A 21,559-nucleotide genomic window follows, 5' to 3' on the forward strand; every position below is an offset into this window, starting at 1 on the left:
CTGTACCAGCGGCCGGACAAACATCAAGGAAGTAGGCAACAGCTGTGATCTTCCGCCGTAAGGGCAAGAACGAAGATCCCGAGACGGACGCGGGGACCGCCGCCGACGAGGCGCCGGTGGACGTCCGCGCCGAGGGGCCGTTCGACTCCTCCGAGGTCGGCGCCGACGTGCTCGAGGCGGAGGAGCGGATCGACCTGGGCGCCCTGGTGATCACCGGGATGCCCGGCATGGAGCTCGGCCTGCAGGTCGACGAGCAGAGCGGTGTCGTCCAGGCGGTGCTGCTGATGCTGGAGGACTCGGCCCTGGAGCTGCGCGCGTTCGCGGCGCCGAAGACCAGCGGCATCTGGGACGAGGTCCGCCAGGAGATCGCCGCCGAGGCCAGCCGGATGGGCGGTACGGCGACCGAGACCGAGGGCACGTTCGGCACCGAACTGGTGCTGGTCGTCCCGGTCGAGGACCCGCAGGGACAGATCTTCAGCCAGACCTCCCGGGTGATCGGTGTGGACGGCCCGCGCTGGCTGCTCCGCGGCACCGTGCTGGGCCGCGCCGCGGTCGAGCCGGACGCCGCGGCGCCGATGGAGGAGACGCTGCGCAACGTCGTGGTGGTCCGCGGCGACGAGCCGATGATCGCGCGCGAGTCGCTGCCGCTGCAGATGCCCCCCGGCGCCCAGCCGAACGTCCCCGAAGAGGCCTGAGCGGATTACACTCGACATCATGGGTAGCAACAAACCCGCGGGGCTGTGGAAGCGTGCCTTCCGAGGGCTGGCCGGAGACCGCGATCAGCAGGACGCCGAGGTCCTTCAGGACTTCGCGCACGACTGCGGCGCGCGGTCCATCACCGGCTGCCACGACCGGGAGCTGGTCACGCTGTACGGCACGCTGCGCACCATCACGTTCAGTCCGCGCGGCGGCGTACCGGCTTTGGAGGGCGAGTTGTACGACGGAACCGGCACGGTCAAGCTGATCTGGCTCGGCCGCCGCAAGATCGGCGGGATCCACGCCGGCTCGGAGCTGATCGCCTCCGGCCGGATCGGGGTCGTCGACGGCGACCGGGTGATGTTCAATCCGCGCTACGAGCTCCGTCCCCAGGAAGCTCATGGCTGAGGCGGCGAAGAAGTCCGGCTCGCAGCAGATCGGTGGCTGGGTCGGGATGCTGGTCGACGTCGGCCTGCCCTGGATCGCGTTCACCCTGGTCTACGGGTTCAGTGACCACAACCTGAAACTCGCGCTGATCGTCGCGATCTCGGCGGCCGGCGTGGTGGCCTTGTTCCGGCTGGTACGGCGCAAGCCGATCGCCAGCGTGATCGCCGGTTTCGTCGGCGTCCTGATCTCCGCCTGGACGGCACACCACACCGGTCAGGCAGAGGACGCGTTCCTGCCCGGCATCCTGCTGAACGCGGTCTTCGGCGTGATCTACCTGGTCACGATCCTGACCAGGTACCCGTTGTTCGGCGTGCTGTACGGCGCGATCACCCAGACCTGGATGGCCTGGCGCGACGACCCGGTGCTGTTCCGGGCGCTGAACCGGGTGACGATCGTGTTCGCCGCCCAGGTCGGGACCCGGCTGGCGATCATGGTCCCGCTGTACCTGGTGCACAACGTGGACGCCCTCGGCATCGCGAAGATCGCGCTCGGTCTCCCGTTCTACGCGGTGACCCTGTGGGCGGCGTACGCCGTCCTGCGCGGCTCGATGCCGGAGGACAAGTGGGACGAGGTCAAGGAGAACTTCACCCACCTGCTGCGAGGGACGAAACCCGAGGTCCAGCCCGAGAAAGAACAGTCCGAGACCAAGTAGTTCGATGAGAGCGCCCCGGCCGATCGATCGGCCGGGGCGCTCTCATTCACTCCGCCTTGCGGTGGTGCGGGGACAGCATGTCCTCGAGCTGTTCCTCGGTCTCGTCCGCCGCGACGAACAGCAGTTCGTCGTTGAGCTCCAGCGTGCCCTCCGGGTCCGGGCGCAGTACCCGGCCCTCGCGGAGGATCACCACCAGCGCGGTGTCCAGCGGCCAGTCGACGTCGCCGACCCGCTGGCCGATCATCGGGGAGTCCTCGGGCAGGGTCAGCTCGACCAGGTTCGCGTCGCCCTGGCGGAAGGTGAACAGCCGGACCAGGTCGCCGACCGAGACGGCCTCCTCGACCAGCGCGGACATGATCCGCGGCGTCGAGACCGACACGTCCACGCCCCAGGCCTCGTTGAACATCCACTCGTTGCGCGGGTGGTTGACCCGGGCAACGGTTCGCGGGACCCCGAACTCGGTCTTGGCGAGCAGGGAGACGACCAGATTGACCTTGTCGTCACCGGTGCTGGCGATCGCGACCTGGCAGCGCTGCAGCGCCGCCTCCTCGAGCGACGAGAGCTCGCAGGCGTCGGCCAGCAGCCACTCGGCGCGCGGCACCGACTCGGCCTTGATCGCCCGCGGGTCCTTGTCGATCAGCAGTACCTCGTGGCCGTTCTCCAGCAGTTCACCGGCGATCGAACGACCGACGTTGCCGGCTCCGGCGATGGCTACCCGCATCTCAGCTCCTCAGGCCTCTTCAGGTTTGGTGCCGAGCTGGGACTCGATCGCGGCGGCGTCCCGCTCCAGCATCACCACATGCACCAGGTCACCCTCCTGGATGACCGTGTCGGCGCGGGGCAGGAGGCCCTCGCCGAGCCGGGTCAGGAACGCGACCCGGGCCCCGGTGGCCTTCTCGATGTCGAACGCGAGCCGGCCGATCCACTCCGCGTGCACATGCACCTCGGCGAGCCGGACGGTGGCCGACGGGTCCCGCCACTCCGGCTCGGAGCCCTCGGGGAGCAGCCGGCGCATCATCTGGTCGACGGTCCAGCGGACCGTGCCGACGGTGGGGATGCCGAGCCGCTGGTACACCTCGGCGCGGCCCGGGTCGTAGATCCTGGCGACCACGTTGCTGACCCCGAACGTCTCCCGGGCCACCCGCGCCGCCAGGATGTTCGAGTTGTCACCGTTCGAGACGGCGGCGAAGGCCTCGGCGTCCTCGATGCCGGCCTCGATCAGCACCTCCCGGTCGAAGCCCATCCCGACGATGGTGCGGCCGGTGAAGTTGGGGCTCAGCCGGCGGAACGCGTCGGCCGTCTGATCGATGATCGCGACCGTGTGACCGCGGCGTTCCAGACCGCGCGCGAGCATCGACCCGACGCGGCCGCAGCCCATGATGACGACGTGCACTTCGTGATCACTCCTCGCCCCGTTGCGGGGCTGCTGGCTCGGTTCGGCAGGGATAGACGCTACACCGGAACGGGGGGCCCTCTAACATCACCGGTGTGACTCCCGCTCTAGGCGATATCGGTAAACGGCTGCTGCTCGGGCGCAAACTGCGCAGCACCCAGCTGGGTGAGACCCTGCTGCCGAAGCGCATCGCCCTCCCGGTGTTCGCGAGCGACGCGCTGTCGTCGGTCGCGTACGCACCTGACGAGGTCTTCCTGACGCTGTCGATCGCCGGACTGGCGGCGTACAGCTACTCCTGGAAGATCGGCCTGCTGGTCGCGTTCGTGATGCTGGTCGTGGTCGCGTCGTACCGGCAGAACGTGCACGCCTACCCGTCGGGTGGGGGTGACTACGAGGTCGCGACGGTGAACATCGGGCCTACCGCCGGCCTGACCGTCGCGAGCGCGCTGATGGTCGACTACGTACTGACCGTCGCAGTGTCGATCTCCTCCGGCGTCCAGAACGCCAAGTCGGCGCTGCCGTTCCTGGAGGGGCACGAAGTACCGCTCGCGGTCGGCCTGGTGCTGTTGCTGACCGCGATGAACCTCCGCGGGGTCCGCGAGTCGGGAGCCGTGTTCGCGGTCCCGACGTACATCTTCATGTTCTCGATCATCGGGATGGCGATCTGGGGACTGATCCGGCTGAGCGCCGGGAACCTGCCGCTGGCCGAGAGCGCCGGCTTCGAGGTCCGCGCCGAGTCCGGGCACGAGGTGTTCACCGGGCTCGCGGCGGTGTTCCTGCTCGCCCGCGCGTTCTCGTCCGGCTGTGCGGCGCTGACCGGTGTCGAGGCGATCAGCAACGGCGTACCGGCGTTCCGGAAGCCGAAGAGCCGGAACGCGGCCACCACGCTGCTGCTGCTCGGCTCGATCGCCGTCACGATGCTGATGAGCATCCTGTTCCTGGCCAACAAGATCCAGCTCCGGTACGCCGAGGACCCCGCGACGCAGCTGTACCGCAACGGGCAGCCGGTCGGCGACAGCTACACCCAGAAGACCGTGATCGGCCAGATCGGTGACTCGGTGTTCTCGAACTTCCCGCCGGCCTTCTACCTGGTGATCGGCGCGACGATGCTGATCCTGGTGCTGGCCGCCAACACCGCGTTCAACGGTTTCCCGGTGCTCGGCTCGATCCTGGCCCGGGACGGCTACCTGCCGCGCCAGCTGCACACCCGGGGCGACCGGCTCGCGTACAGCAACGGGATCATCCTGCTGGCGCTCTGCGCGGCGGCCCTGATCGTCGCGTTCGACGCGCAGGTCACCAAGCTGATCCAGCTGTACATCGTCGGGGTGTTCGTCAGCTTCACGCTCAGCCAGTTCGGCATGATCCGGCACTGGACCCGGCACCTGAAGACCGAGTCCGACGCCGCCAAGCGGCGGCAGATGTACCGCTCCCGGGTGATCAACGCGATCGGCCTGACGATGACCGGCGTGGTGCTGGTGATCGTGCTGCTGACCAAGTTCACCCACGGCGCCTACATCGCGATCATCGCGATGGCCGCGCTGTTCGTGCTGATGAAGGGCATCCGCCGGCACTACGAGACGGTCGGCCGGCAGATGTCCGCGGAGGACGCCGAGCCGCTGATGCTGCCGTCCCGGGTGCACTCGATCGTGCTGGTCTCCAAGCTGCACAAGCCGACCCTGCGGGCGCTGGCGTTCGCCAAGGCGGCCCGGCCGTACACGCTCGAGGCGGTCACCGTCGACGTCGACCGGGACGAGTCCGACGCGCTGCAGGCCGACTGGGACGCGCGCGGTATCCCGATCCCGCTGAAGCGACTCGCCTCGCCGTACCGGGAGATCACCCGGCCGATCCTGCAGTATGTGCAGGACATCCGGCGGCAGTCGCCGCGGGACGTGGTGATGGTGTACATCCCGGAGTACGTCGTCGGGCACTGGTGGGAACACATCCTGCACAACCAGAGCGCACTCCGGCTCAAGGGGCGGCTCTTGTTCACACCTGGTGTGATGGTTACGTCCGTTCCTTACCAGCTGCTCTCGTCGCAGGGGGCCGAGGAGCGGCAGGACCGGGTGGAACGGGTGGCCGGCCAGGTACGGCGCGGTGCCCGCAAGGCGTCAGGAGATCGGTGAGGGACGAGAACGACGACGACAGTCTGATCGGGACGGTAGTCGAGCTGGAGGTAGGGCCAGTCGCGCACGGGGGACACTGCGTCGCCCGGCACGAGGGGCAGGTGGTGTTCGTCCGGCACGCGCTGCCGGGGGAGCTGGTGCACGCGCGGATCACCGAGCAGACGGCGAAGTACCTGCGGGCCGACGCGGTCTCGGTGCTGACACCGTCGCCGCAACGGACCGAGCCGCCATGCCCGTACGCCGGCCCCGGCCTGTGCGGCGGCTGCGACTTCCAGCACGCGAACATCGTCGAGCAGCGCCGGCTGAAGGCGACGGTGGTGTCGGACACCCTCCGGCGGATCGGTGGCATCGAGCGAACCGTCGTGATGGAGTCACCCGGCGACGACGGGCTCGGCTGGCGGACCCGCATGCGGTACGCCGTGGTGGACGGCCGCCCCGGGATGTACGCGCACCGCTCGCACGACCTGGTGCCGGTCGAGCACTGCCTGATCGCGCACCCGGGGACACCCGACGTGCTGTCGGAGCGCTGGCCGGGCGTGTCCTCGGTGCAGGCCGTGGTGTCGTCGGAGGGGAAGACCGCCGTACAGACCGACCAGGACCCTGGTGAGCGCCTGGTCGAGGTCGTGCGGGATCGGCGGTTCCTGGTCGAGGCCGGTGGGTTCTGGCAGGTGCACCCGGCGGCGCCGGAGATGTTGGTGGACGCCGTACTGAGCGGGCTGGAACCGGTCGCGGGGGAGACGGCGCTGGACCTGTACTCCGGGGTCGGGCTGTTCGCCGCCTTCCTGGCCGAGGCCGGGTGCCCGGTGCTCGCGATCGAGGGCGACAAGGACGCGGTCCGGAACGCCCGGCGCAACCTGCACGACCTGGACGGCGTGACCCTGGAGAACGGCGACGTCGACCGGGTGCTCAACGCCGCGGTCGGTCAGGGACTGGAGCACGTGGATCTGGTCGTCCTCGACCCGCCGCGGACCGGGGCCGGGAAGGACGTCGTACGGCGGATCGCGGCCCTCGGACCACGACGGATCGCGTACGTCGCCTGCGATCCTGCAGCGCTGGCGCGGGACCTGAAGACGTTCGGGCGGCTCGGCTACGGGATCGCGTCACTACGCGCCTTCGACCTCTTCGGCATGACCCACCACATAGAGTGCGTGGCTGTTCTCCAGCCTGTGGACTCTGCTGATGCCGCGACTCCGTCGCGGCGGGTCATGGGGCTGTAACTCCCGTCCTTCCCTCGTCGCTCTGGTCGCTTCGCTCCCTCCGCTCCTCAGTCCAGGACGGGAGGCCCCATGACCGGAAGTGGTGAGTCAAGGGGGCCTCGGGTAGCGTTCTGGCCCTGGATTCCAATGCGCTGGAGACCTGATGCCGCTCGTTGACCTGGACGACCCGGAGGAGTTGCGGGCTCGTTGGACCGCCCTCGCCGCGGTCGCCCATGCCACGGGCTTCGATCGGCGGTGGTACGCCGACGACGACGGGTACCACCACCAGGACGAGACCGCCTCGGTGCTCCGGATGGTCCGGCTCGGTGACGGGCGTGTGGTGCTGTGGGGCTTCCACACCCAGCACAGCCAGACCGCCGGCGCGGACCTGCTGGCCGGCTCACCCGACTGGATCGCACAACCCGAGGTGCGGCAGCGGCAGTCGGCGGGGGAGCTGGGGTTCGTGTACGGCGCGTTCAACGGGACGTGGGCGCGGGCGTCGTACCCCGGCGATCCGTGGCAGCCGGCCGAGGACGGGTTCGCGGCGATCGGGCAATGGATCACGTCCGACGAGGCCGCCGCGGACGAGATGATCGAGTGGGTCGCCGAGTGGTCCGACTATCTCGGTGGGCTCGACGAACTCCGCCCGTACGGCGTCGAACTGATCCACGCCGCGAAGGGTTCGGGGGTGCCGGCCGAGGCCCTCGGGGCGTTCTTCGCGCACTTCGGGATCGACCCGCGGTCCCCGGTCCAGCCGGACCTCGCGGCCGGTGCGGTCGCGGCCGAGGACTTCACCCGAAACTTTGCAGTACCGGCAAGTTTCCCCGAAGACCCTGACACGGCCGAGGTCTCGGTCGTTGAAGATCCCGTGATCGGAGACCCGCGGCCGCCGGAGGACGAAGAGTCCTTCGTAGTACCTCCTGGCATCAGCCCCTTCACCGGCCAACCCATCGACGACCCGCCGCCCCCAGGTCCCCGACCCACCCCGTCGTCTCCTCCCGAAGACGACTACGGCATCACATCCAAGAAACAAGGCTGGCTCCGCCGCCGCAAACCCGACTCCGGCGCGGACCTCAACCGCGGTCCCGAGTCCGAGGCGCACACCCCCCACGCCCACCCAGCCGCATCCTCCGAGCCGGAACGTGGGTTATTCAGCCCGCACACCCAGCACGACTCGCGCGCCGACGCTGGACCCCACGCGCAACCTGGCTCACGCCAGGACCCGGGGTTCTCCAGTCCGCATCCGCAGCACGACCCGCGGGCCGACGCTGGACCTCAAGCGCAACCTGGCTCACGCCAGGACCCTGGGTACTTCAGCCCGCACGCGCAGCACGACTCGCGCGCTGACGCGGGCCCGCACGCCCAGCAGGATCCGGGGTACTTCGGTCCGCACGCGCAGCACGATCCTCAGGCCCACGCCGGCCCGCACTCCGGGAACGGAACGTACCCACCCCGCCCCCAGGACCCCGCCGCGCCCGGCGCGTACCTCCCCGAGGGCATCTCCGCGCCCGGCCTCCCCACCGCGCACCCGCCGTACAACCCGATCCTCCCGTCCTCCGAACCTCCACGCGTAGGCGGCGGCCAGTACGAAGGCGAAGACTTCTACAACAGCCTCTTCGCCGACGCTCCCGCCCCCGCGACCCCCACCGCGGACCAGGACTGGGAAACCGCCGAACAACCCTCCTGGTCCGATCAGGAATCCACCAGCCAGTACGACCCCTTCGCCGAAGACACCACCAACCACCCACCCGCCACCCCCCAGCCCCCGGCCCGCCCCCCACACGCGGAGTGGACCGGCCCGGCCTGGATCAACGGCGAATGGGTAGAAGACCCCGCCGCCCTCAACGAGCCCACAACCCCCACAACCTCCCCCTTCGCCCCGACGGCACCCCACGACGCCGTACCCGCCGAGTCCCGCCCCTCACCGAGCGCCCGCGGCGACCTAGGCCATGCAGACGGACAGCCTGCACCGGGCTCAGCTGGTGACGCGGCCCCCGCGAACTCGCCGTTCGCGCCGGGCTCAGCTGGTGACGCGGCACCCGCGACTTCGCCGTTCGCGCCGACTGCAGCTCACGACGCGCTGCCCGCAGACTCGCGCTTCGCGCCGAGCGCCCGCGGAGAGGCTGACGGTGAAGAGCTGTCGTCTGCACCGGGCTCGGCTCGAGACGCAGCCCCCGCGAACTCGCCGTTCGCGCCGACCGCGGCTCACGACGCGCTGGTCGCGGACTCCCGCTTCGCGCCGAGCGCCCGTGGAGACGTGGGTCGTGCGGATGCACCGTCTGCACCGGGCTCAGCTGGTGACGCGGCTCCCGCGAGCTCGCCGTTCGCGCTGGGTTCGTCTGGTGACGGGGCCTCCGGGATCTCGTCGTTCGGGCCGACGGCACCTCACGATGCGCTGCCGACGGACTCGCCGTTTGCATCGGGGCGGGACGCGGGGGCGGGGGGCTCGGAGTACGGCGACGGCTCGGAGCTTGAGGATGACGACGCGCCTACGGCTGAGATCGAGGCGGTTCTCGATGTCGAGCCGGCAGGTGACGAGGAGGAGCCGGCGTCCTTTACCGGTCCGTCGCCGTTTGCTCCGGTAGCGCAGGACGAGCCCACGACGTCTGCGCAGGTGCCGGGGCAGCAGGCATCGGATCCGGTGGGCGTGGAGCTGGATGCGGATCTCGATGCGGAGGATCAGACCGCGGAGATTCCTGCGGTGGTCGACGTGCCGGGGGAGACGGAGCCGCTGGATGCACCGGCGTACGTCGAGGCGTCCGAGCGGCAGTCGGTCGAGGCGTCCGAGCGGCCCTCGGTCGAGGCGTCGGAGCGGCAGTCGGATGGGTCTGCGGATGAGATGGCTCGGCCGACGTACTGGTCTGACGCGTTGGATTCTGGCGAGGATGAGGGCTTTGGTGCGGCCGGTGCTGGACTTGATGCCTTGGGGCATGAGGCTCGAGGTCAAGTAGAACCTCACCCTCAACCCGGGCCCTGGCCGCAGCCGCAACCCCAGCCGGGTCCGTGGCCGCAGCCAGAACCCCACCCGGCCCCGTGGCCCGAGCCGACTCCGCCGACCCCGGAACCGGCTCCCGAGCCGTTCCCAGGCCGCCCCGAGCCGACCCCAGGCCCGATCCCGACTCCGGGTCCGGGTCCGAGTCCTGCGCCGGTTCCGGGACCGGGGCCTGAGCCGTTCCCGGGGCCTGAGCCGACTCCGCGGCCGGTGCCTGATCCGGAACCGGAACCACTGCCGGAACCACTGCCGGAGCCGGAGCCTGAACCACAGCCGTATCCGCAGCCCGATCCGGAACCGCAGCCCGATCCTGAGCCGCAGCCTGATCCGGAGCCGATGCCGGAGCCTGAGCCGCAGCCGGCTCCCCAGCCGGAGCCCGAGCCTTGGCCTGCGCCGCATCCTGACCCGGAGCGGATCCCGCAGCCCGAGCCCGGGTCCGACCCAACCTCGCGTCCTGATCGCCACGTGGAGGCCGCGCCGTCCGGCGACGTTGAACCTGCATCGGCCTACGCCGACGAGTCCGCGTCGGATGGGGCTGGTGGGTACGGCGCGGATCCGGATGACGACGTACCCACGGGGTTCGTTCCGGTGGTGGAGGACGACGAGCACACCGGTGCGATGCAGGCTGTCGGGTTTGCCGATGAGTTCGGTGAGCCGGACGAGTCGGCCTGGGACGCCGCCGACGGTGGCGAGGACCGCGAGCGGGACCGCGACGGCACGGATCACCAGGGCGACAGCTACCGCGCTGCGGACAGGGATCGCGAGAGCGATGCCTACGGCCTGGGAGCGGAGCAGGGCGGCGGCGCAGGTGATGCGCGGAGCGACAAGAGCGCTGGGCATGCCAACGGGTTCGACGGCGCCGGGGATGTTGTGGCCGCCGTGGCGGGAATGGTGGTGCCGGGGCTCGGGTTGATCGGCGGCGGGGGGCCTCGAGTGGTGCCGCCGGCCGGATCGCTGGAAGAGGCGATGCGGGCCGAGGTGGAGCGGCCTCGGCCGCGGCCTGAGGAGTCGGAGGCGTTTCGGGCGTTGCACGACTGGTGCCGGGCGCGGACGGCGATCGTGCCGTCGGGGTTCACGATCCAGGTGCAGGTGCTGGATCCGAACGCGCCGTCGTACCGGTTCGACCTGGAGCCGCCGGAGGTCGACGACCCGGAGTTCGCGGCCGGCAAGCTGACCGGTCTGCTCGGTGACCTCTGGTTGACGGAGGCGCAGAACGAGCAGGGTGGCTGGCTGTTCGCGCGGATCGACGCGGCCGGGAGGACGTTGCGGATCGACCGGTGGTACGACCAGGTGCCGGACTGGTGGGACAACCCGGTCGAGGAGCGCCTCGACGTCGACGGGCTGGTACGCCGGCTGTACAACCGCGGCCCGGAGTGGCAACCGTCGTACCTGGAGAAGCTGTACACCAGCGCGAGATAGCGTTGGCGCCATGCTTCTCAGGATCTTCATCGAACCTCAGCAAGGCGCCTCCTACGATGATCAGCTCGCCGTCGCCAAGAAGACCGAGGAGAACGGCTTCGACGCGTTCTTCCGCTCGGACCACTACCTGGTGATGGGCGGCGGTGACGGGTTGCCCGGGCCGACCGATTCCTGGATCACGCTGGCCGGCCTGGCGCGTGAGACGAGCCGGATCAAGCTCGGCACGCTGGTCAGCTCGGCCACGTTCCGCAACCCCGGCGTACTCGCGATCTCGGTCGCCCAGGTGGACCAGATGAGCGGCGGCCGCGCCGAGCTCGGTCTGGGCGCCGGCTGGTACGAGAGGGAGCACCAGGCCTACGGCCTGACCTTCCCCGACACCAAGGGCCGCTTCGACATCCTCACCGAGCAGCTCGAGCTGATCACCGGGTTGTGGGACACGCCGCTCGGGAAGACCTACGACTTCCAGGGCGAGCACTACCAGATCACCGACTCGCCGGCGCTGCCGAAGCCGGTCCAGCAGCCGCACCCGCCGATCATCGTGGGCGGCGCGGGCAAGAAGCGTACGCCGGCTCTCGCAGCGCGGTACGCGGCGGAATTCAACGCCGGGTTCCGCGGCGTCGACGAGACGAGCACGCTGTTCGAACGCGTCCGCGCGGCCTGTACGGCGGTGGGTCGCGACCCGCAGACGCTCGCCCTCTCGACCGCGCACACCGTTGTCGTCGGCAAGGACGATGCTCAGGTGAAGCAACGTGCAGAGGCGATCGGCCGCGACGTCGAGGACCTGAAGGCGAACGCGATCGCCGGCACCCCGGCCGAGGTCGTCGAGCGGCTCGGCCGGTTCGCCGCGGTGGGTTCGGACCGGCAGTACGTCCAGATCATGGACCTGCAGGATCTCGACCACCTCGACGTGATCGCGGCCGAGGTCCTGCCCCAGGTCTCCTGACACTCGCCGCGAGTCGGGGCCGCGGACAGCGTCCGGTGGCCTGGGACAGGTTATTTCCTGTCCCAGGCCACCAGTTCCTGTTCACGGCCCCGGTTTCTGGCCGAGCGTCGTACCGGAAGTGACTCGATGTCGTGTATCTTGATGTCGAGAGAGTTTGCGGCGCGAGGTTAGGGCAACCTGACCTCGCGGCCGGGCGCTGCGCTCGGCAGGATGGGCCTGAGCGAACACAGGACTGACAGAGGAGCGGGTTGATGGCGAGCGTCGACAGCTTCGGTGCCAAGGGGGCACTCGAGGTCAACGGGCAGTCGTACGAGATCTTCAGGTTGGCGGGCATCGAGGGTGCGGACACGCTGCCGTACTCCCTGAAGGTGCTGCTGGAGAACCTGCTGCGCACCGAGGACGGCGCGAACATCACCGCCGACCACATCACCAAGCTCGGCAACTGGGACCAGAACGCGGCGCCCGACACCGAGATCCAGTTCACCCCGGCCCGGGTGATCATGCAGGACTTCACCGGCGTCCCGTGCGTGGTCGACCTGGCCACGATGCGCGAGGCGGTCGGCGAGCTGGGCGGCGACCCGACCAAGATCAACCCGCTGGCGCCGGCCGAGCTGGTCATCGACCACTCCGTCATCATCGACGTGTTCGGTACGCCGGACGCGTTCGAGCGCAACGTCGAGTTCGAGTACGGGCGGAACCGCGAGCGCTACCAGTTCCTGCGCTGGGGCCAGACCGCGTTCGACGAGTTCAAGGTCGTCCCGCCGGGCACCGGCATCGTGCACCAGGTGAACATCGAGCACCTGGCCCGCACCGTGATGGTCCGCAACGGCCAGGCGTATCCGGACACCTGCGTCGGCACCGACAGCCACACCACGATGGTGAACGGCCTCGGCGTGCTCGGCTGGGGTGTCGGCGGTATCGAGGCCGAGGCCGCGATGCTCGGCCAGCCGGTGTCGATGCTGATCCCGAAGGTCGTCGGCTTCAAGCTGACCGGGGCGGTCCCGGCCGGTGCGACCGCGACCGACGTGGTCCTGACGATCACCCAGATGCTGCGCAAGCACGGCGTGGTCGGCAAGTTCGTCGAGTTCTACGGCGACGGCGTCGCGGCGGTCCCGCTGGCGAACCGCGCCACGATCGGCAACATGAGCCCGGAGTTCGGCTCCACCTGCGCGATCTTCCCGATCGACGACGTGACGCTGGACTACCTGCGGCTGACCGGCCGCTCCGACGACGACGTCGCGCTGGTCGAGGCGTACGCGAAGGAGCAGGGCCTCTGGCACAACCCGGCCGTCGAGCCGCGGTTCTCGGAGTACCTGGAGCTCGACCTGTCGACGGTGGTGCCGTCGATCGCCGGCCCGAAGCGGCCGCAGGACCGGATCGAGCTGAGCAAGGCCAAGGAGTCGTTCCGTGGCGTGCTGCCGGACTACGCGGCCGAGGAGAAGGACGTCGACCCGTCGGAGACCGGGAGCTTCCCGGCCAGCGACGCGCCGAACGGCCACGGCCACCCGGACGACAGCCCGCACGACGTCGCGGCCGCCAAGGACCGTCCGTCGAAGAAGACCACGGTCTCGCTCGAGGGCCAGGAGATCGAGCTCGACCACGGCCATGTCGTGATCGCCTCGATCACCTCCTGCACCAACACGTCGAACCCGTCGGTCATGCTGGCCGCCGCGCTGCTCGCGAAGAACGCGGTCGACAAGGGTCTGGCGTCGAAGCCGTGGGTGAAGACGTCGCTGGCGCCGGGGTCGAAGGTCGTCACCGACTACTACGAGAAGGCCGGCGTCACGCCGTACCTGGAGAAGCTCGGCTTCCACCTGGTCGGCTACGGCTGCACCACCTGCATCGGCAACTCGGGCCCGCTGCCCGAGCCGATCTCGGCCGGTGTCCAGGAGGCGGACCTCGCGGTCGTGTCGGTGCTGTCCGGCAACCGGAACTTCGAGGGCCGGATCAACCCGGACGTGAAGATGAACTACCTGGCCAGCCCGCCGCTGGTGATCGCGTACGCGCTCGCCGGCACCATGGACTTCGACTTCGAGAACGATGCCCTGGGCAAGGACACGGACGGCAACGACGTGTTCCTGCGCGACATCTGGCCGAGCGCCGACGAGGTCGAGGCGACGATCGCGAACTCGATCAACAAGGAGATGTTCGCGAAGGACTACGCGGACGTGTTCGCCGGTGACGAGCGCTGGCAGTCGCTGCCGACGCCCGAGGGCAAGACGTTCGCCTGGGACGCCGAGTCGACGTACGTCCGGAAGCCTCCGTACTTCGAGGGCATGGCGAAGGACCCGTCGCCGGTCACCGACATCGCCGGCGCGCGCGTGCTCGCGAAGCTGGGAGACTCGGTCACCACCGACCACATCTCGCCGGCCGGTTCGATCAAGGCCGACAGCCCGGCGGGCAAGTACCTCGCCGAGCACGGTGTGGACCGCAAGGACTTCAACTCGTACGGTTCCCGCCGCGGCAACCACGAGGTGATGATCCGGGGCACGTTCGCAAACATCCGGCTGCGCAACCAGATCGCGCCGGGCACCGAGGGCGGCTTCACCCGGGACTTCACCAAGGACGACGCCCCGGTCACGACGATCTACGACGCCGCCCAGGCGTACGCCGAGCAGAACACCCCGCTGGTGATCCTGGCCGGCAAGGAGTACGGCTCGGGCTCGTCGCGTGACTGGGCCGCCAAGGGTACGGCGCTGCTCGGGGCGAAGGCCGTGATCACCGAGTCCTTCGAGCGCATCCACCGGTCGAACCTGATCGGCATGGGCGTGCTCCCGCTGCAGTACCCGGAGGGTGAGACCGCGGAATCCCTCGGTCTGACCGGCGAGGAGACCTTCGACATCACCGGCGTGACCGAGCTGAACAACGGCTCGATCCCGCGCACGGTGCACGTCAAGGCGACGTCGCCCGACGGCGCGGTGCAGGAGTTCGACGCGGTCGTCCGCATCGACACCCCCGGCGAAGCGGACTACTACCGCAACGGCGGCATCCTGCAGTACGTGCTGCGGTCGCTGATCGCCGGCTGACGGATGGATCGCCGGACCGGCGAGGACTACGGCTTCGTCAGGTTCTGGCACGAGGAGGAGGGCTGGGGCGTCATCGACTGCCCCAGCACTCCCGGCGGCTGCTGGACCCACTACTCGGTCATCGAGGCCGACGGCTACCGCTCCCTGACCGAGGGCGCCACCGTCCGCGTGCGCTGGGAAAACCCCGGCCAGGACGGCTACGACTACCGCGCCGACTGGGTCAAGGCCTGACGCTCCACCCGCTCGGCCCCGTTGGTCCGGCGAGCCTGATGAGGACTCGGGTCAGCGGGATCGGCAGTTGTCGGTGGGTGCCGGTTTACTGGGGTCGTGGCTGTGGAGCGGGAGAAACCCAAGGACGTGGTCCTTGCGGCGTGCGCGGAGTACGGCGTGGACGCGGTGATCGACTGGTGTGTCGCCTTTCTCACCGGCGAGGTCGACGGCGAGGCGGCGTACGGCGTTGAGCTGCCGAAGCTCGTCGCGATCACCGGCTCGGACAACCCGGGTGGGTGGAAGGCGCCGGTCGACCCCGTCAACTACTACTGGGTCCGAGTGTGGGCGGCCCGGGCGTTCCTGTACGTCTGGCGGGACGACGTGGTCGACGCGCTGCTGGTCGCCGCGCACGATCCGGCCTGGCGGGTCCGCGAGCATGTCGCGCGGATCACCGCGCACCGTGAGCTCGGCCAGCTCGTCGACGCGCTGCTGCCGATGCTTCAGCACGAGTTGCCGCGGGTTCGGGTCGCGGCGGTCCGGGCGATCGGAGCGGCGGGGGAGTTCGAGCACGCGGACGCAATCCGGCCGTTGGCCGAGGACCCCGATCAGACCGTCCGCGCCGCCGTCGAGCGTGCGCTCGAGAAGCTGGAGGAACGCCTTGACCGGCCCGTCCACTGAACACCCCGGAATCACCGGTGGAGTCTCAGCTCGCCGCGCGACGCCGGCCGACGGCGCGGTTGTGGGTGAGATTCACGCTGCGTCGTGGGCCGCGGCCTACGCGCCGCTGTTCCCCGACGACTTCGCCCGGACCGGGATCGAGAGTCGTAAGACCCGCTGGCACGAGCGGCTCGCCGGTGCAGAGGGACTGGTGATGCTCGGGTTCGTCGACGATCGACCACTGGCGATGTCGTGGTCCGTGCCGTCGGAGACCCGCCCCGGGTTCGTGGAGATCTACAGCTTCTACACGCACCCCGACGGCTGGGGGAGCGGTGTCTCCGTCGCCCTCATGCAAGCCACCCTCGGCCAACTTGCGGCGGACGGCTTCGACCGGGTGCACCTGTGGACGCTGCGAGACACCCCGCAATCTCGTCGCTTCTACACGAAGTGCGGCTTCGCCGAGACCGGCGCAACCCAGACCCGCGACTTCGGCGACGGCAACCCGCTCCCACAGGTCGAGTACGAGCGCGGTGCGCGTTAGCCGGCCAGGGCCGCGCGGAGCTTGCCGGCGTACTCCTCGGCCTCGGCCGTGTCGGCGTACTTCGTGCGTGGCCAGAAGAAACCGCGCAGACCGTCGCCTTTCGTGCGAGGTACGACGTGCACGTGCAGGTGCGGCACGGACTGGGACACGACGTTGTTGACGGCAACGAACGAGCCCTGCGCGTCGAACGCGGTCCGCACCGCGGCGGCGACCGACCGGGCCGCGCCGAACAGCGGGACCGTCAGGTCGTCGGACAGCTCCACCAACGTCGGCACGTGTTCGCGCGGCACGATCAGCGTGTGCCCCTTGAACACCGGGCGGACGTCCAGGAACCCGACGACCTCCGGGGTGTCGAGCACGATCTGCGCCGGCGTGGTCCCGGCGATGATGGAACAGAACAGACAGTCGGCCACCAGTTCAACCTAGCCCAGCTTCTCGTCGAGGAAGCACCAGCGCCACGTCTCGCCGGGCTCGAAGCTCCGCATCACCGGATGCTTGGTCGCGTCGAAGTGCTTACTGGCGTGCTTCGAGACCGACGAGTCACAGCATCCGACGTGACCACAGCCCAGGCACAGCCGCAGATGGACCCACGTCCCGCCCTCGGCCAGGCACTCCTCGCAGCCTTCCGGCGTGTTCGGGGTGACCACGATCGGCGAGTGCTCCAGGTGCTCGCAGGCCCCGCCGGGCGTCGTCTTCGGCCGCAGGTCCTCCGAGCGCCCGCCGACGTCGTCGTCCTCGTCGCGGTCCAGGATCGACTCCTCGATGTCGAGCGCGTTCTGCGCCCGCTGCAGTACTTCGTCCGCGACCAGGCCGGCGTCGCGGACCTTGAGGATGTGTGAGCGCTCCGCCTCGAGCATTGCGATCCGCAACCGCCGGTACGCCTCACTCGGGGTCTCGTACTCGCTCTCCGGCCGCCCGAGCCGCTCCCAGGCCGCTTGCGCCCGCGCCTCGCCCCGCTGCCGCAGTACGTCGAGAACAGCCGGCGGATCGGATGGTGTCGCGAGCTCGTCGAGTCTCTCGATCGCGGCCCGGTGCGCACCCTGCAGTACGGCGGCCTCCTGCAGCGCGTCCTCCGCCGGATCGGGCCCGGGCAGCCGCAAGCGCCGTACCAGCCAGGGCAGGGTCGAGCCTTGGACGAGCAGCGTTCCCGCGGTGACGGCCAGCGCGATGAACACGAGTACTTCGCGATGCGGGGTGGCCTCGGGGAGCGTGAAGACCGCGGCCAGCGTGACCACGCCGCGCATCCCGGCCCACGACACCACGATCAGTGCGCGGAACGGCACCGGACCCGGCCGCGACGGTCCGAGGAAGCGACGGGACAACAGCGTCGTCGGCACGATCCAGATCGGCCGCAGCAGCACCACCGCGACGAACACCGCGATCGTCGACGTCGCGATCAGCCAGCCCGGCAGCGGGCTCGCGCTGAGGTCGTCCAGGATCCACCGGGTCTGCAGGCCGATCAGCAGGAAGACCGTGTTCTCCAGCAGGAACTGGAACGTCCGCCAGTTGGTCCGCTCCGACATCCGCGACTTGGCCGACTGGATGATCGGCGCCTTGTGCCCGAGCAGGAGTCCGGTGACGACGACCGCGAGTACGCCGGACGCGTGCACGTAGTGGTTCTCGGCCGCGATGTAGGCGATGAACGGCGCGGTCAGGCTCAACGTGGTGTCCAGCACCGGGTCGGTGAACCGGCGCCGAATCTTCGCCAGCACGAACGTGACGATGACGCCGACCAGGACGCCGCCGCCGGCCGCGCGCAGGAAGTCCAGCCCGACGTGCAGCACCGTCGGCGCCACCACGGCCGCGGCGATCGCGGTCCGCAGGCAGACCAGCGCGGTCGCGTCGTTCATCAGGCTCTCGCCCTCGAGAATCGTGACCACCCGGCGAGGCATCCCGACGCGCTTGGCGATCGCGGTCGCGGCGACCGCGTCCGGCGGCGCCACCACGGCGCCGATCGCGAACGCGGCCCAGAACGGCAGCGGCTCCTGGCCGATCGACTCCGCGACCGCGCCGAGCAGCCACCAGGCGACCACACCGACGCCGAGCGCGGTGAACACCACCAGGCCGACGGACAGCAGCCCGATCGATCGCCGGTGCTTGGTGAAGTCCAGCAGGCTGGTCTTGATGGCGGCCGAGTACAGCAGCGGCGGCAGGAAGCCGACCAGCACCACCTCGGGCGCGAGCTCGACCCGCGGGATGAACGGCAGGTACGACGCGGCGATCCCGATGACCACCAACAGCAGGGGAGCCGAGATCCCTATCCGCCGCGCCAGCGCGGCGCCCGCCGCGACGACGGCGACGAGGGCCACGACCTCGATCGCGATATGCACGCGCACAGTGTCCCAGCGCGGACGCCGTTCCGCCCACTGGCCCGCTCACTGGTTCCCTCACTGGTCTTCCCGCGGCAGGTTCTTCGATCCGCGCCGGGGCTGGTCACCGGAGAGCCGGTCCTCTAGCGTGTGCGGAGCGGAAGCCATGGATCACCGGGAGTGACTGATGCGTCGTCGTGTGCTGAGCCTGCTCGGAGTGGTCGTGCTGCTGCTGTCGCCGGTCGTCCCGGCCGCCGCCGCGACGACGGTCACCAATGGATGCATCCAGTCGGTCCCCGAGCCTGGTACGACGACGCCCGTACGGATCTGCTACTCGCTCTTCGAACCGGCCGGCGCCTCGGCTCAGCACACCGTGCCGCTGATCTTCCACAGCCACGGGTGGGGCGGCAGCCGGACCAAGGACCCGGCCGCGTTCAAGGACTGGCTCGACGCCGGATTCGGCGTACTGAGCTTCGATCAGCGCAGCTTCGGCGAGAGCACCGGCGTCGCGCACGTGATGAACCCCGACTTCGAGGGACGCGACGTGGTCAAGCTCGTGGACCTGGTCGCCGGGCTGGACTGGGTGACGAAGCAAGGTCCCGGCGACCCGTTGATCGGGGCCATCGGTGGCTCGTACGGCGGCGGGTACCAGTTCGCCGGCGCCTTCACCGAGCTGCGGGACAGCGGCCGGACCCGGTTCGACGCGCTTGCTCCGGAGATCACCTGGTGGGATCTCAAGCAGAGTCTCGCGCCGCAGGAGGCCGCCCGGACGATGTGGCTGTCGATCCTGTTCGCGGGTGGTGGGACGCACCTACCGCCCGCGGTGTCGGCGGCGTTCGTCGCGCTCATCGCGACCGGCGCGTGGCCCGCGGGGAAGGCCGGGCGGGATCTCGACGCGTTCTTCGCGCACAACGGACCGGCGTGGCACGTCAAGGAGGGCCGGAAGCTCGACATCCCGGTGTTGTTCGGACAGGGGATCTCGGACAATCTGTTCAACCTGAACCAGGGGCTGACGAACTTCGACCGGGCGCTCACGTCCCGAGCCCGGGCCCGCTCGCTCTTCGTCGGGTACAACGGCGGTCACACGCTGCCCGCCGTCGTACCGCCGGGGTATGCGACCGCCGGCGACCCGTGCTCGATCGCACTCGGGTCGGCGAACTTCTCCAGCCTGTCGATCCGGTTCATGCAGCTGCGGCTGCAGCACAAGTCGACCGGGCTGAGCGGGTTCGGTTCGTACCACCTGTCGACCGCCGGCGGCCGGTGCCTCACCCAGCGGAGCCTGACGCCGAACAAGCGCTACCCGCTCGGCAAGATCGTCGTCCCGACCGGCGTCGGCCTGCCGGTGAACCTGCCGATCGCCAAGGGCCCGCTCACCGTCGCCGGTACTCCGAAGCTGACCGCGACCGTCTACACGGTGATCCCGCAGTCCGCGGCGTACTTCGCGCTCAGCGTCGGCAAGAGCCCACTGACGGCTAAGGTCGTCCAGAACAACACCATGCCGCTGCGCGAGAAGCACACCGCTCGGGGTGTGCAGCGCACGATCGAGCTCCCGGCGATCGCGGTCGACGTCCCCGCGGGGCAGAACCTGTACCTCACGGTCGCGCCGGTCGCCGACATGTACGCCGGTCAGCGCGGCCCGTTACCCGGCGCCATGATGCTCAAGAACGGGACCTTGAGCGTGCATCTGGGGAGGTAGCACGATGGCAGAGCTCGTCACCGAGACCTTCGAGTACGACGGCGGCCGCCGCGTCACGGCGTACGTGCCGTCGGAGACACCGGGGGCGATCGTGTACGCCGGTGACGGTCAGCTGATCTCGCAGTGGGGCGAGTACGTCGCCGCGAGGTCCGGCGTACCGACGATGATCGTCGCCGCGGACCGGCTGGACGACGAGATGGACCGGCTGCACGAGTACTCGCCGATCTTCGACGCGGAACGGTTCGCGGCCCACGAGAAGTTCTTCGTCGAGGACGTCCGCGCCTGGGTCCGCTCGCGTTTCGGCGCCACGCTGCCGGCCGACCGTACGGCGGTGTTCGGGGTGTCGGCGAGTGGTGAGCTGGCGCTGGCTGCCGGGCTGCGGCATCCGGACCTCTACGGCGCGATCTTCTGCGCGTCGCCCGGTGGGGGCTACAAGCCGCCCGGGGACATGCAGAGCACGCTGCCGCGGACGTATCTCGTGGCAGGCACGGAAGAGCCCTTCTTCCAGGAGAACGCGGCACGCTGGGCCGATGCGCTACGCGACGCGGACGCCGACGTCGTCATGACCGAGCGGAAGGGCTCACACGGCGACCCGTTCTGGCGCGAGGAACTCCCGCTGATGGTCGACTGGGCGTTCGGCCCTTAGTGCCCTGAGTCAGCGGATCTTGTCCAGGTGGGTCTTGTAGACCGTCAGGAACGGCTCGTCGGTCGACACCGCGTGGAACAGCCAGTCGCAAGTCTGCCGCGCGGTGGCGATCACGTCGGCCGGGTACCCGTACCGCACCTGGTGCTCGGCGAACTCGTCCTCGTCGTCGATGAACACGGTCCCGTCCCGGCGCTTGATCACGTCCAGGTCGAGATCGATCATCGTCACCACGTCGTCCGAGAACTCGACGGGCGTCGTGATGTCGGCGTAGATCTCGGTGTACCGCGGTTCGTCGTTGAAGATCGCGGTGAACCATTTGTCCCGCGGGAACAGCTGTACGTGCGCCTGCTCCTGGGTCACTACCGGTTCGTCTCCCCGCTGCGACACCGATCCGGCGGGCGCGCCGAGCCAAACGCCGTACTCGTCCTCACCCAGGTAGCGCATCCACTGATGCCAGTGCAGCTTCTCGTCGTACTTGCGATAAACCACCCGGACATCACGCATGGCCCCCAACCTATCCCGCGACAGGTGCGCCCCCGGACCTTTGCAGGTTGATGCAACTTTGCTGTGGGCAGTGGACCGGTAGCGCAATGCGACGGAGCATGGGTGAGGT

18 protein-coding genes are annotated in these 21,559 nt (G+C 69.6%); 13 read left to right on the plus strand and 5 right to left on the minus strand.

What is annotated here, in order from left to right; genetic code table 11:
• The first annotated feature begins 44 nt into the window (after positions 1-44).
• From ACFYRH_RS14660 to ACFYRH_RS14670, 3 genes are read left to right on the plus strand one after another with little or no spacing between them, the layout of a single operon-like run.
• Positions 45-695 carry a DUF3710 domain-containing protein gene (locus tag ACFYRH_RS14660; protein WP_387773770.1) on the plus strand — a complete coding sequence of 217 codons (651 nt, stop codon included), beginning with the start codon at positions 45-47 and terminating at the stop codon, positions 693-695.
• A gap of 19 nt (positions 696-714) precedes the next feature.
• On the plus strand, positions 715-1,104 hold the full coding sequence (locus ACFYRH_RS14665; protein ID WP_387773773.1) for an OB-fold nucleic acid binding domain-containing protein: 390 nt from the start codon (positions 715-717) through the stop codon (positions 1,102-1,104).
• Entirely contained in the window at positions 1,097-1,795 is a 699-nt protein-coding gene (locus ACFYRH_RS14670) for a DUF3159 domain-containing protein (RefSeq protein ID WP_387773776.1), read from the plus strand. The genes ACFYRH_RS14665 and ACFYRH_RS14670 overlap by 8 nt, the downstream gene beginning before the upstream one ends.
• 46 nt (positions 1,796-1,841) lie before the next feature.
• Here ACFYRH_RS14670 and ACFYRH_RS14675 read toward each other — a convergent pair whose 3' ends face one another.
• Both ACFYRH_RS14675 and ACFYRH_RS14680 read right to left on the minus strand, forming a co-directional pair.
• Positions 1,842-2,516 (minus strand): potassium channel family protein, encoded by a 675-nt coding sequence (locus ACFYRH_RS14675; RefSeq protein ID WP_387773778.1) that lies wholly within the window; start codon positions 2,514-2,516, stop codon positions 1,842-1,844.
• A gap of 9 nt (positions 2,517-2,525) precedes the next feature.
• Positions 2,526-3,188, minus strand: coding sequence for a potassium channel family protein (locus tag ACFYRH_RS14680; protein ID WP_387773781.1), 663 nt, complete (start codon positions 3,186-3,188; stop codon positions 2,526-2,528).
• A gap of 95 nt (positions 3,189-3,283) precedes the next feature.
• On the opposite strand from ACFYRH_RS14680, the gene ACFYRH_RS14685 reads away from it, so the two are divergent.
• The 8 genes from ACFYRH_RS14685 to ACFYRH_RS14720 all read left to right on the plus strand — a co-directional run bounded on the left by ACFYRH_RS14685 (position 3,284) and on the right by ACFYRH_RS14720 (position 16,295).
• Positions 3,284-5,311, plus strand: a complete 2,028-nt coding sequence (locus ACFYRH_RS14685; RefSeq protein ID WP_387773784.1) for an APC family permease — start codon at positions 3,284-3,286, stop codon at positions 5,309-5,311.
• Positions 5,308-6,528 (plus strand): class I SAM-dependent RNA methyltransferase, encoded by a 1,221-nt coding sequence (locus ACFYRH_RS14690; RefSeq protein WP_387773787.1) that lies wholly within the window; start codon positions 5,308-5,310, stop codon positions 6,526-6,528. Before ACFYRH_RS14685 ends, ACFYRH_RS14690 begins: the two co-directional genes overlap by 4 nt.
• 142 nt (positions 6,529-6,670) lie before the next feature.
• Positions 6,671-10,918, plus strand: a complete 4,248-nt coding sequence (locus ACFYRH_RS14695) for a hypothetical protein (protein WP_387773790.1) — start codon at positions 6,671-6,673, stop codon at positions 10,916-10,918.
• A gap of 10 nt (positions 10,919-10,928) precedes the next feature.
• Positions 10,929-11,861: an LLM class F420-dependent oxidoreductase gene (locus ACFYRH_RS14700; RefSeq protein WP_387773793.1), complete on the plus strand. Its 933-nt coding sequence runs from the start codon at positions 10,929-10,931 to the stop codon at positions 11,859-11,861.
• A gap of 251 nt (positions 11,862-12,112) precedes the next feature.
• On the plus strand, positions 12,113-14,887 hold the full coding sequence (acnA, locus tag ACFYRH_RS14705) for an aconitate hydratase AcnA (RefSeq protein WP_387773796.1): 2,775 nt from the start codon (positions 12,113-12,115) through the stop codon (positions 14,885-14,887).
• Between the two features lie 3 nt (positions 14,888-14,890).
• A complete protein-coding gene (locus tag ACFYRH_RS14710) occupies positions 14,891-15,118 on the plus strand; it encodes a cold shock domain-containing protein (protein WP_387773799.1) in 228 nt (75 codons plus the stop codon).
• Between the two features lie 96 nt (positions 15,119-15,214).
• Complete coding sequence (locus ACFYRH_RS14715) at positions 15,215-15,775, plus strand: HEAT repeat domain-containing protein (protein WP_387773802.1); 561 nt, start codon at positions 15,215-15,217, stop codon at positions 15,773-15,775.
• 61 nt (positions 15,776-15,836) lie between these two features.
• Positions 15,837-16,295, plus strand: coding sequence for a GNAT family N-acetyltransferase (locus ACFYRH_RS14720; RefSeq protein ID WP_387773805.1), 459 nt, complete (start codon positions 15,837-15,839; stop codon positions 16,293-16,295).
• Here ACFYRH_RS14720 and ACFYRH_RS14725 read toward each other — a convergent pair.
• Positions 16,292-16,708 carry an HIT family protein gene (locus ACFYRH_RS14725; protein WP_387773808.1) on the minus strand — a complete coding sequence of 139 codons (417 nt, stop codon included), beginning with the start codon at positions 16,706-16,708 and terminating at the stop codon, positions 16,292-16,294. The genes ACFYRH_RS14720 and ACFYRH_RS14725 overlap by 4 nt on opposite strands.
• A 9-nt stretch (positions 16,709-16,717) precedes the next feature.
• Entirely contained in the window at positions 16,718-18,625 is a 1,908-nt protein-coding gene (locus ACFYRH_RS14730) for a Na+/H+ antiporter (protein WP_387773810.1), read from the minus strand.
• A 166-nt stretch (positions 18,626-18,791) separates the two neighbouring features.
• Here ACFYRH_RS14730 and ACFYRH_RS14735 point away from each other — a divergent pair, with 166 nt between their 5' ends.
• Together ACFYRH_RS14735 and ACFYRH_RS14740 are read left to right on the plus strand one after the other, a co-directional pair.
• Positions 18,792-20,300 carry an alpha/beta hydrolase family protein gene (locus ACFYRH_RS14735; protein ID WP_387773813.1) on the plus strand — a complete coding sequence of 503 codons (1,509 nt, stop codon included), beginning with the start codon at positions 18,792-18,794 and terminating at the stop codon, positions 20,298-20,300.
• Between the two features lie 4 nt (positions 20,301-20,304).
• Positions 20,305-20,946 carry an alpha/beta hydrolase-fold protein gene (locus ACFYRH_RS14740; protein ID WP_387773816.1) on the plus strand — a complete coding sequence of 214 codons (642 nt, stop codon included), beginning with the start codon at positions 20,305-20,307 and terminating at the stop codon, positions 20,944-20,946.
• A gap of 9 nt (positions 20,947-20,955) precedes the next feature.
• Here the strand turns inward: ACFYRH_RS14740 and ACFYRH_RS14745 are convergent, their stop codons facing one another.
• Entirely contained in the window at positions 20,956-21,450 is a 495-nt protein-coding gene (locus ACFYRH_RS14745; RefSeq protein ID WP_387773819.1) for a DUF402 domain-containing protein, read from the minus strand.
• Positions 21,451-21,559: the final 109 nt, after the last annotated feature.

Source organism: Kribbella sp. NPDC004875 (assembly GCF_042873375.1).
In the GTDB taxonomy this organism is placed as follows: Bacteria; Actinomycetota; Actinomycetes; order Propionibacteriales; family Kribbellaceae; genus Kribbella.